Source organism: Streptomyces sp. NPDC002680, assembly GCF_042889145.1.
In the GTDB taxonomy this organism is placed as follows: Bacteria; Actinomycetota; Actinomycetes; order Streptomycetales; family Streptomycetaceae; genus Streptomyces; species Streptomyces adonidis.
Window position 1 is genome coordinate 194887 of record NZ_JBIAQP010000008.1, and the last position, 11750, is coordinate 206636.

Sequence of the window (11750 nt, forward strand, 5' to 3'; positions counted from 1 at the left end):
GACACACGACGATGACCACTAGGACGATGACCACCAGGCCTACCGGACCGGGCAAGATCGTCACGTTCTACTCGTACAAGGGCGGCACCGGCCGCACCATGGCGCTGGCCAACGTCGGCTGGATCCTCGCCAGCGCCGGCCACCGGGTCCTGCTGGTCGACTGGGACCTGGAGGCCCCCGGCCTGCACCGCTATCTGCACCCGCTGCTGGTCGACCCCGAGCTGCGCTCCTCCAACGGTCTGATCAACATGGTGCAGTCGTACGTACGGACCGTGCTGAGCCCCCAGGAGCCCGCGGTACGCGCGACGGCCGCCGGGGGTGGCGGTCCGGAGCAGCCACGCACGGCCGCCACCGCCACCGCCGAGGCCGACGACTGGCTGCGGGCCGCCGCCGACCTGTCGCCGTACACCATCGGACTGCTCCTGGAGCTGCCCTCCGGCGGCCGGCTCGACTTCGTGCCCGCCGGACGCCAGTCGGCCGCCTACTCCGCCGCCGTCACCAGCTTCAACTGGCACACCTTCTACGACCAGCGCGGCGGCGGGCACTTCCTCCAGGCCCTGCGCGAGGAGATGATCTCCTCCTACGACTACGTACTGATCGACAGCCGGACCGGCGTCAGCGACACCTCCGGCATCTGCACGATCCTGCTCCCCGACATCCTCGTCGACTGCTTCACCATGAGCGTCCAGAGCATCCGGGGCGGCGTGGACGCGGCAGCCGCCGTACAGCGCACCGCGCCCCGGCCCATCAGGGTGCTGCCGGTCCCCATGCGGGTCGAGGAGGCCGAGACCGAACGGCTGGAGGCGGGACGGGACTTCAGCCGCACCGAGTTCGCCCCCTTCCTGTCCTGGCTGGGCGAGGAGGAGCACGCCCGCTACTGGGGCGAGATCGAGATCCCGTACAAGGCGTTCTACGCCTACGAGGAGATACCCGCCACGATCGCCGACCGGCCGCGCCAGGAACGCTCGCTGCTCACCGCCTTCGAGCGGCTCACCGAATGGATATCGGAGGGGCAGGTCCGCCGTCTCGCCCCGCTGCCCCCGGAGCGGCGCGCCGAACTGCGCACCGCCTATCTGCGCGTCCCCCGCACCCTGCCCACCCAGATCTACGTCAGCTACGCACCGCTCGGCCGCATGTGGGCCGAGTGGGCGGCGGAGGCCCTGGAGTCGGTCGGCTACCAGGTCTCGCTGCACAGCACCGTCGGCCCGGTCGGCGGCGTGCTCCCCGAGGTGGCCGGCACCCTGGGCGGCCAGGGCCGGCTGCTGGCCCTGCTGTCCCCCGAGTACGCGGCCCAGCCCCGGGCCGCCGCGATCCGCTTCCAGCTCGCCGGGCACGAGACGGCCGACGGCCCCGGCATGCTCGCGGTCCGCCTTCCGGACCTCGAACCGGCCGCCGCCGAGGCCTACCTCGACAGCACGGCCGCCGACCTCGGCCGCAGCGGCCCGGCCGAGGCCTTCGACCAGCTCGTCACCGTGTTCGGAGTGCCCCCGGGCCGTCGGCTCCCGGACGGCTCGACCCCGGCCGCCGGCACCACCCTGCCCAGCTTCCCCGGCTCGGTACCCGGGGCCCAGCGCCTGCCCTCCCGCAACCTCACCTTCACCGGACGCGGCCCGCTCCTGGAGCGGCTTCGCGACCACTTCACCACCGGCCCCGCGGCGGCCGTACCCAGTCAGGTGCTGTACGGCCTCGGCGGCATGGGCAAGACCCAGACCGCCCTGGAGTACGCCCACCGCTACAAGTCCGCCTACGACGTGGTCTGGTGGATCGACGCCGCCCAGCCCGGCTACATCCGCTCCGCCCTCGCCGACCTCGCCCCCTACCTCGACCTGGAGGGGGGCGAGGACGTGGGCAGCACCGCCGAGGCCGTGCTGCGCGCGCTCGGGCAGGGACGGCCGTACAAACGCTGGCTCCTGGTGTACGACAACGCGGGCAGCCCCAACGAGTTGGAGGGCCTGCTGCCCGAGGGGCCGCCCGGCGGGCATGTGCTCGTCACCTCCCGCGACCGGGCCTGGGTCAACAGCGTGGGCCGGGCCGAGGTGGAGGTGTTCACCCGCGCGGAGAGCGTCGAACTCCTCAACAGGTTCAGCCCGCTGCTCGCCGTCGAGGATGCCGAACAGGTCGCCCACGAACTCGGCGACCTGCCGCTCGCGGTGGGCCAGGCGGCGGTCTGGCTGAGCCAGAGCAGCATGCCCGTCGAGATGTACCTCGCCCGGCTCCGCGACCGGCCCACGGACATCCTCGACGACACCTCGCTGCCGCCCAGGGAGTACCCCACCTCCGCCGCCATGACCTGGAAGCTGGCGGTGGCCGAGCTGCGCGAGCGCAACCAGGCGGCCGCCGAGATGCTGGAGATCTGCTCCTTCTTCGGCCCCGACCCGATCCCCATGCGGCTCCTCTACAGCCGTGCCGTCACCAGCGCCCTCACCCCGGACGGCGACGAACTCCGCGACGACATGGCCGTCGCCCAACTGCTGCGCGCCCTCAGCAGGTTCGGGCTGGCCCGCACCGACCAGGGCAGCGAGACCCTCACCGTGCACCGGCTGGTCCAGGCGGTCATCCGGGACGACGTCGGCCCGCGCTGGACGGAGCTGCGCGGAGTGGTGCACAGGGCACTGGCGGACGCCAACCCCGGCAACCCGGACGCGACCGCCGACTGGAACGAGTACAACGAACTCGTGGCGCACCTGGAACCGTCGCGCGCCTCGGCCGACCCCAACCCCGACGTCCGCAGACTCATCATCGACTCGGTGCGCTACCTGTGGAAGCGCAGCCTCTACAGCACGGCCCACGACCTCGCCACCCGCACCCTGGAACGCTGGGGGCGGCCGGGCTTCCCGGGCGGCGGCTCCGACGACGTGCTCACCCTGCAGCTCCGCACCCAGCTGGGCAACGTACTGCGCTCGCAGGGCAGACTCGCGGAGGCGTACGAACTCGACTCCGACGTGCTGCGGAGGTTCACCGCGACCAGGGGCGCCGAGTACCCCGCCACCCTCGCCGCGGCCAACAACGTCGGCGCCGACCTGCGGGCCCTCGGCCGCTACCAGGAGGCCCGCGAACTGGACCGGAACACCTGTGAGGTGGCGCGCCGCGAGTTCGGCGAGGACCACCAGCGGACTCTGATGTACGTCAACAACCTCGGTATGTCCGAGTATCTGGCCGGCGACCGCCGGGCCGCCCTGGCACTGCACCGCTCGGTCTACGAACGGCAGCGCCAGAACCAGGGCAGCATGAAGCCGCGCACCCTGAGCCTGGCCAACAACTACGCCCGCGACCTGCGTGAGACCGGGGAACTGGCGGAGGCGCTACGGCTGTTGGAGACCACCACCCACCTCTACCAGCAGATCCTCGGCGACGGCCACAGCGACACCCTGCGGGCCCGCAAGAACCTGGCCGTCGCGCTGCGCCGGGACGGCCGCTACGGCGAGGCCCACGACATCGACCAGGACATCTACAACCGTCTCCTCCTGGTCCATGGCGCCGACCACTACGACACCCTCGCTGCCGCCTGCAACCTGGCCAGCGACTTCGCCGCGCTCGGCGAGACCGGCCAGGCGCTGGAGCTGGCCGAGCGGGCCCTCGGCCGCTACAAGGACTACCTGGGGGAGGAACACCCGGTCACCCTGGTCTGCGCCAGCAACATGGCGGTGTATCTGCGGCTGCTGGGCCGCGTGGAGGAGGCGCTCGCGTTCTCGGGGCGTACGACGGAGCAACTGCGCGCCGTCCTGGGGGAGTCGCACCTGTACACGTACAGCTGCATGCTCAACCACGCCAACGACCTGGTGGCGGTGGGCCGCACCGAGGAGGCCGTCGCCCTGGAGACCGCCGTACGGGACGGCCTGCTGCCCGTCCTCGGGCCCGACCACTACGACGTCATCGGCTGCACCTCCAACCTGTCGCTGAGCCTGCGCGTCCTGAACCGCACGACGGAGGCGGACGACCTGCGCGCGGACGCCCTGGAGCGGGCCAGGCGCACGCTGGGTCCTGAGCACCCGACGACGCGGGCGATCGCGGAGGGGGTACGGCTGGACTCGGACATCGAGCCGCCGACGACGTGAGCGGAGGGGTATGAGTCCGCGTCATGGGAGGGCGCCCGGGCGGTAACTGACAGGCGGTAGGCTGCCGCCACCCGCAAGCCGCACCCCCTGATCCAGCGAGGCCGGACCATGGTTCCCTTCCGGCAGTTCCTGCTGAAGATCCACAGCCGTTGCAATCTCGCGTGCGACTACTGCTACGTGTACGAGTCGGCCGACCAGAGCTGGCGCGACCGTCCCCGGGCCATGGATCTGGCGACGGTCCGCCGCGCCGCCGCCCTCATCGCCGAGCACGCCCGCGCCCATGGGCTGGCCGAGGTCCAGGTCATCCTGCACGGCGGCGAGCCGCTGCTGGTGGGTGCGGCGCGGCTGGAGGCCCTGCTGGGGGTGCTCGTCGACGCCCTGGACGGGGTGGCGGCCCTGCGGCTCACGCTCCAGACCAACGGCCTGCGGCTGGCGGAGGACCCGGCGCTGTTACCGGTCCTGGCCCGGTACGGCGTACGGATCGGCGTCAGCCTGGACGGCACCCCGGCCAGCCACGACAGGCACCGCAGGCGCCCGGACGGCCGCGGCAGCCACGCGGGAGTCGCACGAGCGCTGAGGTTGCTCGCCGACGGCCCGTACCGCCCCCTGTACGCGGGCGTACTGTGCGCGATCGACCTGACCGCCGACCCGGTGGAGACGTACGAGGCGCTGCTGGAGTTCGCCCCGCCCCGCCTGGACCTGCTCCTGCCCCACGCCACCTGGCACACCCCGCCACCGGGCCTGCCGGGCCGCACGACTCCGCCCCGCACGGCACCCGGAGCCGATCCGGAGGAGCCGGTGCCGTACGCGCGCTGGCTCTGCACGGTGTTCGACCACTGGTACGGAGCCCCGAGCCGACGGACCGGTATCCGGCTCTTCGAGGAGATCGCGGTCCTGCTGCTCGGCGGCACCGCCCGCAGCGAGTCGGTCGGGCTCGCCCCGGTCGACCTGGTGGTCGTGGAGACCGACGGCACGATCGAACAGGCCGACTCCCTCAAGGTCACCTACCCGGGCGCCCCGGCCACCGGCCTGGACGTCTTCACCCACACCTTCGCGGACGCGGCCCGCCACGAGGCGTTCCGGGCCCGCCAACGCGGCAGGGCCGGCCTCTCCCCGGTCTGCACGACCTGCCCCCGCGCGGAGGTCTGCGGCGGCGGCCTGTACGCCCACCGCTACCGTCCCGGGGCGACACCCACCCCCTTCGCGGCCCCGTCGGTCTACTGCCCGGACCTGGCGGTCCTCGTCGACCACATCGCCGGTCGCCTGAGCGTGGACGTCCCGGCTCTTGTGGCGCCGGCGCGGTCGGTGCCGGGGTGAGGGTGGGACGGCTGGTGCCGGGCGACGGCAGCATGTCCGGTGCCGAGACCGAGGCGGTGCGGCCGATACCGAGCCGACGCCGATGCGTCCGGTGTCGGGACGACGCCCGCGCGGTCGGTTCCGAGATGACGGCGGTGCCCCGCGCCCGCCTCGACCCGCGAGGAGCGAGCCCCCGTGTCCGACCCAGCCTCCCTCCGGCCTGCCGGTCCACCCCCTGACACCCCCTCCGCCCCCAGCCCCCTCGCCTCCCACGACCTCGACCCCGACCTCTTCGACGCCGTCGCCCGTGCCCGGGGCGGTGCCGCCGCCGTCGCTGTGCTGTGCCGGGGCCAGTTGGGCAAACGCATGCTGCTGGCGGTGGCCCTGCGTCGGGCACTGCCCCCCGACGCCGGCTTCGAGGAGCCGTACAGGCGGCTGTCCGAGTTGCACCGCGAGGATCCGGACCGTTGGCGGCGGACGATGCTCTACCCCTACCTGGACGAGGGGCTGGCCCGTGCGCTGGCCGAGTCGGCGCAGGGCGGGCGGCCCGATCTCGGCTGGTTCGGTGAGCTGGTGCGGGGTGGGCCGGACGCGCTGTCCGGGTCGCGGGTGCTGTCCGCCGAGTGCGACGGCGTCGTGCTTCGCGTCCGGCTCGACGACCGGGGCCCCTTCCGCGCCGTCCACGGCCACCTGCCCGCCGGCCCGCAGACCGCCGACGAGGTCCGCCACTGGCAGCGGTTGCTGGACGGTGCCTGGCGGGTTCTCGTGCGCCGTCATCCCTGGCACGCCCGCGCCGTCGCCGCCTGTCTGGCCACCCTGGTGCCGCTGCACCCCGCCCCCGGCGGTACGTCGGTCAGTTCGGCCGCCCGCCGGGCCTACGGCGCCGTCGCCCTCTCCCCGCCCGGCGACCCCGTGCTCCTCGCGCTCACCCTGGTCCACGAGTTCCTGCACGTCCAGCTCGGCGCCCTGCTCGACCTGGTCCCGCTGTACGGCCCGCCCTCCCCGGCTCGCTACGACGCCCCCTGGCGCCCCGACCCGCGTCCGCTCGACGCGCTCCTCCAGGGGACCTACGCCCACCTCGGCGTCTGCGACTTCTGGCACACCGAACGGGCCGCCGCCCCGCCCGACCCCCGGGCTGAGCAGGAGCACACCACCTGGTACGGCCACACCCGCGACGCCGTCGGCACGCTCCTCGGCAGCGGCGAACTCCTGCCCCCCGGCCGCCGCTTCACCGAGGAGATGCGCCGCGCCCTCGCCCGTTCAAGGGCGGTCCCCGGCAACCTCGAGCCCCCTCCGACCGTCTGAACGGGCGGACCCGAGCGGTGCGCACGGGCGGGGAGGAGCTCACGGTGACGTCCGTACGCGTCTGGGGACCCGGTGTCGGAGCTGTGGTCGTCCTGGTGGCCACGGGTGCGTGGGTGCTGTGGCCGACGGGGATCGACACCCGCCTGTGGGGCGAGATACGGCCCGTGATCGAGACCCGGCTCGTGGCCGACTCCCGGGGCAGCGGCTACGAGGAGACCGTGCCCGGGAGCGGGGTGCGGTGGTTCTGCCGGGCGGAGCCGCTCGAACTCCGTGCGGACGGCGACGGATTCGTACGGGCCGGTGTCAACACCCTGTGCATGGCGTACGGGACCCGCGCGGGCGCTCTCGTGGAGTGCGGCGGCTCCGGATACCCGCAGGTCGTGCGGCTGAAACGGGACGACGACGCCCCCGGCGGCTACCGCGTCGTGTCGCGGGAGGAGCCGCCGGACGGCGCGGGGTACGCGGAGTGGACGGAGGCCCACTTCGGCTTCCTCACCGAGTCCGACGCCGACGACACCCTCTCGTCCACCCCCCTGGAGACCGCCGCCCGAGCCCACTTCGGCCTGCCCTCGGATGCCCGGGTCGCGGCCTGCTGACCGGTTATTTCAACAAGGGCAGAGACAGGTTGTTGACCAGCGGTCCTTCGATGGTGACGCCCTCGGTGACCAGGGACTCCACACCGGGCAGCGGAAGCGGCAGCGCGGACGTGGCCGCCGAGGAATCGGGCGCGAGTACGGCGACGAGGGCCGCAGCGGAGAGCAGCACGGCGGTGGCGGTCAGGACGACGACGGAACGGGTGCGGGCGGGGGGTTTGGCACGCATGGGGACTTCAGAAGCCTTTCCGGCAGAGACAGGGATTGCAGCAAGGGGGGAGGGGCGGGCCGGGCCCGGGGCGCCGGGCCCGGCGCCCGCGTCAGATGGCCGGGGTCTCGATGACCAGGCCGGCGATGTCGATGCCGATGGCCGCGGCCTGGGTGGTGAAGGCGCCGAGCAGCAGGGCGGTGGCGGCCAGGAGGGTGGCGACACGACGGGCAGAACGCATGGGACGGGACTTCCTCTCACTGCGCTTGATGCACCACTTGGGACTTGATGCACCACTTGATCAGGACGTTCCGTGGCTGCCCAGCGGTCCGTTCAGGGATGCCGGACAGGCCCGAAGCTCCCTCGTGCGTGGGAAGTCTCCGGCGTGGCGCGCATGGATTCGGGGCGCCACCCGTACGAGTGACGGCGGCGGTTACGGCTGGTCGTCCGCCAGCTCCGCCACGCCCGTGACCCGGTGCAGCGGGTACGTCCGTACCTCGTCCGCGGTGTGGTCGTACGCCGTCACGAAGCCGCCCTCCACGCGGATCGGCGCGATGACGCGCTGACTGGCGGAGCCCTCCGCGTTGACGTACCCGATCCACACCGCCTCGCCGGTCATCACGGCGGCCTGCATGGTGGCGAGGGTCTCGGCGGAGCTGGTGCGCGGGAGGTCGCCGTTCGTGGCCGGGGTCTCCGTCGGCTTGCGCGGGGTCGTCGAGGCCAGGTCGCCCGCCCTGATCGCGCGGATCGCCGCCGAGAGCAGCGTGCCGTCGGGGGCCGGCGGGCCGTCCGGCACCGGGTCCGGGGCCGTGCGCGGCGGGGTGCGATGGGCATGCGCCCGGGTGATCAGGACGTCGCCCTCGGCGGACTCGGCGGCCGGCGCGAACCCCATGCCGCGCAGCCCGTCGAGGAGCGAGGCCGGGTCGGTCTGGGCGGCCAGCACCGTGGGCGCCAGGCGCCGCAGCCGCAGATTCGCGGACCGCTTGTCGGCGAGGATCTCGCTGAGCACCGCGTCGTCGTCGCAGCGCACGTACGCCGAGGCCGCGCCGATCCGCAGATGCCCGTGTCTGCGGGCCACGTCGTCGATGAGGTAGGCGAGGGGCTGCGGGACCGGCGTACGGGAGTGGGCGGTCAGGAAGTCGTGCAGGTCGGAGGCGGAGCGGCCGGCGTCCAGGGCACGGCGTACGGAGCCCGGGGTGAAGCGGTAGACAGTCGCGCCGCCCTTCGACTCGACGTCCGCGAGCACGTCGAGCATCTCGGCCAGCGGGCGCTTGAGCGGGCCCGGGGCCACCGCCGTCAGGTCCGCCTGGAGCAGGACGTGGTCGAGCGGCTCGGGGAGGAGCGGGGTGAGGAGGCGTGCGGCCGTCGCGGAGGCGGTGGCCTGTTCGGGGGCGGTGAGGGGTTCCGGGGCGGGATGCCGGTGATGGTGGACCGGGAGTTTGTCGCCGGGGCCCGTCGGCTCGGGCGCTTTCGCGGGAGCCGCGGGGAGGCCCAGCAGGGCCCGGCCCTGTGCGGAGAGCGCGCCCCGGCCGGTGACACCCAGCGACTCGGCCTCGGAGAGGGCCCAGCGGGCGAGCCGGGTGCGCAGATCCTCGTCACCGCCGTCCCTCTCCTGCTGCGGGCCGCGCGTCGGACGCTCCCAGTGCAGCCGGGCCAGCACCGACTCGACGGTCGGTGACGTGCCCTCCGGGAGGGCCGCCAGCAGGGTCAGCACCCGGTGCCGTACCTCCGGCGCGGCCGACCGGTCCAGGCCGGGCCCGAGCGCGGACAGCGTGCGGTCCTTGGTGTCCCGGCCGCCGATCACGCCGGCCGTCCGGGTCGCCGTCAGCCAGGCCTCCGCGAGCCGTGCCCAGCGCGTGGCGGCGGGCAGCTCCAGCCACTCGTCGTACGCCGGGGTCGCCGCGTACCGCTCGTCGGCCTCGCCGTCGGACGCCAACAGGCCCGCCGCGTAGGCGAGTTCGACCCAGAAGGCGGCCACCGGCTCGGAGAGGTCGAGGGCGACGGCGGTCCGCTTGAGGTCACGGACGCTCAGCCCACCGGCCCGCAGCACCGCCGGGCCGCCCTCGTCCCACTCCTTCAGCAGCTCCTCGACGGTCGCGAGCGCGGTGTACGCCTGCCCGGCCGCCGCGTTGTCCACAACCTGTGGACGATGGGTCGCGGCCGGCTCGACACCCGGCGGCAACGGCTCGGTCGTACGGTGCGCCCGGCCCTCGCGCAGATGCAGGGCCACTTCGCGCGGCAGTACGACGGTGCCGGGCGCCGTGGGCAGCAGGAGCCCCCGGTCCAGCAACAGGCGCAGATGCGCGGCCGGTTCGGCGGTGACCTGGCCGTACGGCGGCCCCCAGACCAGCCGCCGCAGTACGTCGACGGAGTCCGGCGAGGTGGAGTCCAGCAGCGCGGCCATCCTCTTCCGGTCCGTGAACAGCGCGGTCAGCGAGGCCACCGCGCTCACCGAGTCGTGCGTCGACGTGAGCCCCGCCGCCGTCACGATCTCCTGGATCCGCCCCGGCGACATGCCCGCCGTCGCCTCCGCGACCGTCGGGCCGAGTCCCGTCGGGGACGGATGCTGCGGCGAGGGCGCCAGCAGCTCGCGCGCGGTACGGACGAGGCGGAGGCGGTCCGTACCGCCCCACACCAGGGCCTGCTCGCGCAGCACGGTCAGGGCACGCGGGAGGGCGGCGGCGACGGCGGGATCGGCCGCGTCGCCGGCGAGCAGCGCCAGCAGATCCTCGTACGCCGCCGGGTCCGGGGCGACGGCCAGCGCCTGTGCCGTCTGGAGGGTGAACCTGTCCAGGCGTTCCAGGGCCCGTACGACCGATGCGCGGGTGCCGGCGCGGGTGGCCAGCTGTGTGAGGTCGGTCGGGACGGGGGTGATGAGGTCGGGGCGGCTGCGCAGCAGCGCGGCCAGGGACGCGTCGTCCCGCGCGCGAAGCGCTTCCGCGAGCGAACGCGGCGCCGGTGTCTCCTCGGTGCTCATCCTGACCACGGTAGCGGGTGGTGCCGGTGGGTGGGGGTGCGCGCCGTGAGGGGTTCGCCCCCGCCGCCCCTACCCGTCCCATCCTCGGGGGCGCTGCCCCCGAACCCCCGTATCGCGCTGAACGCGCTCGTCCTCAAACGCCGGACGGGCTGGATCTTTCAGCCCGTCCGGCGTTTGAGGACAAAGGGGGGTCTGGGGGCGCAGCACCCAGGGATGGGAACGGGTAGGGGCGGCGGGGGCGAGGAAAAGTGGCCCGGCCGGTAACGTCTGGGTTCGTGGGTATCGAGAGCGACCAGGTCGTCTACGAGTATCTGAGCAAGGTCGGAGACCTGGCCCAGCAGCGCCAGTTGCCGTCCGGCGACCGTATGCGCCTCGTCTCGGGGCTGCGCGACGAGATCGACCGCCGCCGCGCCAAGACCCCGGTCGACAGCCCCGCCTCCGTCCGCCGCATCCTCGACCGCATCGGCACCCCCGACGAGGTCGTCGCCGGCATCGGCGGCGGCGCCGGTGCGTCCGAAGCACCGCGCGCCTCCGTCCCCGTACAGCGCGATCGCGACGAGCCCCAGCGCAAGGGCAAGGGGCTAGGCCGCCTCGTACCGCGCCCGCGCCCCGCGGAGACCGAGACCGAGACCGAGACCGAGGTGTTCGCTCCCTTTCCCTCCGAAGGAGACCCCGCCCCGCCCCAGCTCACCGGCACCGACCAACCCGGTGACACGGACTGGTGGTTGGCCGGCAGCGGTAGCGGCAGGGGCTCGCTCGCGGACGCCGACAGCCTTCCGGCCGGGTTCGTCGGCGGGATCGAGATCCCCGACCTGCTCAAGCCGACGCGGCCAAGACTCGACAAGCCGCAGGCCAAGCCGGCCGACGAGCCCGTCGAGCAGGCCGCCGAGTTGGAGGAGGCCGAGCCGGGCGCTCCCCGGCGGCGTCTCCGGCTGCGCCTTCCCGTCCCCTCCGGCCGCTGGACCAACCCCCTGCTCCTCCTCGCCGCCGCCCTCCTCGTCGCGGGAGCGGTCCTCGGCAACCTCTACGCCCTGCTCCTCGGGTGGGCCATCGCCTACGCCTCGCGCCGGCTCTCCCAGGCCGAGACCAAGTGGGCGGTCGTCTACCTCCCGGGCGCGGCGGTCGCCGCCGGTGCCGGGTGGCTGTGGGGGCGTACGCAGGGCCGCTGGGGCGACCCCATCGCCGAGGGGCACATGAACGAGGCCATCGGCCAGACCTGGCCCTGGGTCGTCCGGGGAGCCGCCGTCGCCTCCGCGCTGTTCCTGGTCTGGCGGTCCCAGCGCCCACGCTGAAGACCGCGATCCGCGCCTCCCGCA

At 73.9% G+C, this 11750-nt stretch carries 8 protein-coding genes; 5 read left to right on the plus strand and 3 right to left on the minus strand.

The window, feature by feature from the left end; genetic code table 11:
• The first annotated feature begins 11 nt into the window (after positions 1-11).
• The 4 genes from fxsT (at position 12) to ACFYXF_RS22240 (ending at position 7252) form a co-directional block, all read left to right on the plus strand.
• On the plus strand, positions 12-4055 hold the full coding sequence (fxsT, locus tag ACFYXF_RS22225; protein ID WP_389351561.1) for an FxSxx-COOH system tetratricopeptide repeat protein: 4044 nt from the start codon (positions 12-14) through the stop codon (positions 4053-4055).
• A 108-nt stretch (positions 4056-4163) separates the two neighbouring features.
• On the plus strand, positions 4164-5372 hold the full coding sequence (locus tag ACFYXF_RS22230; protein WP_389351563.1) for an FxsB family cyclophane-forming radical SAM/SPASM peptide maturase: 1209 nt from the start codon (positions 4164-4166) through the stop codon (positions 5370-5372).
• Between the two features lie 174 nt (positions 5373-5546).
• A complete protein-coding gene (locus ACFYXF_RS22235; protein ID WP_389351565.1) occupies positions 5547-6656 on the plus strand; it encodes an aKG-HExxH-type peptide beta-hydroxylase in 1110 nt (369 codons plus the stop codon).
• 44 nt (positions 6657-6700) lie between these two features.
• The gene (locus ACFYXF_RS22240; RefSeq protein WP_389351567.1) at positions 6701-7252 is read left to right on the plus strand and encodes a hypothetical protein; all 552 of its coding nucleotides are present in this window, start codon (positions 6701-6703) and stop codon (positions 7250-7252) included.
• 4 nt (positions 7253-7256) lie between these two features.
• Here the strand turns inward: ACFYXF_RS22240 and ACFYXF_RS22245 are convergent, their stop codons facing one another.
• The 3 genes from ACFYXF_RS22245 to ACFYXF_RS22255 all read right to left on the minus strand — a co-directional run bounded on the left by ACFYXF_RS22245 (position 7257) and on the right by ACFYXF_RS22255 (position 10434).
• Positions 7257-7478 carry a hypothetical protein gene (locus tag ACFYXF_RS22245; RefSeq protein WP_389351569.1) on the minus strand — a complete coding sequence of 74 codons (222 nt, stop codon included), beginning with the start codon at positions 7476-7478 and terminating at the stop codon, positions 7257-7259.
• A 91-nt stretch (positions 7479-7569) separates the two neighbouring features.
• Complete coding sequence (locus tag ACFYXF_RS22250; RefSeq protein ID WP_369037653.1) at positions 7570-7698, minus strand: hypothetical protein; 129 nt, start codon at positions 7696-7698, stop codon at positions 7570-7572.
• Positions 7699-7890: 192 nt separating this feature from the next.
• Positions 7891-10434, minus strand: coding sequence for a helicase-associated domain-containing protein (locus tag ACFYXF_RS22255; protein WP_389351571.1), 2544 nt, complete (start codon positions 10432-10434; stop codon positions 7891-7893).
• 275 nt (positions 10435-10709) lie between these two features.
• Here ACFYXF_RS22255 and ACFYXF_RS22260 point away from each other — a divergent pair, with 275 nt between their 5' ends.
• Complete coding sequence (locus ACFYXF_RS22260) at positions 10710-11726, plus strand: hypothetical protein (RefSeq protein WP_389351573.1); 1017 nt, start codon at positions 10710-10712, stop codon at positions 11724-11726.
• Positions 11727-11750 lie beyond the last annotated feature (24 nt).

What these genes read in the sequence shown, in the direction of transcription:
- fxsT (WP_389351561.1), top strand. Translation starts at nt 12, where the DNA reads ATGACCACTAGGACGATGACCACCAGGCCTACCGGACCGGGCAAGATC.
- ACFYXF_RS22230 (WP_389351563.1), top strand. Translation starts at nt 4,164, where the DNA reads ATGGTTCCCTTCCGGCAGTTCCTGCTGAAGATCCACAGCCGTTGCAAT.
- ACFYXF_RS22245 (WP_389351569.1), bottom strand. Translation starts at nt 7,478, where the DNA reads ATGCGTGCCAAACCCCCCGCCCGCACCCGTTCCGTCGTCGTCCTGACC.
- ACFYXF_RS22250 (WP_369037653.1), bottom strand. Translation starts at nt 7,698, where the DNA reads ATGCGTTCTGCCCGTCGTGTCGCCACCCTCCTGGCCGCCACCGCCCTG.
- ACFYXF_RS22255 (WP_389351571.1), bottom strand. Translation starts at nt 10,434, where the DNA reads ATGAGCACCGAGGAGACACCGGCGCCGCGTTCGCTCGCGGAAGCGCTT.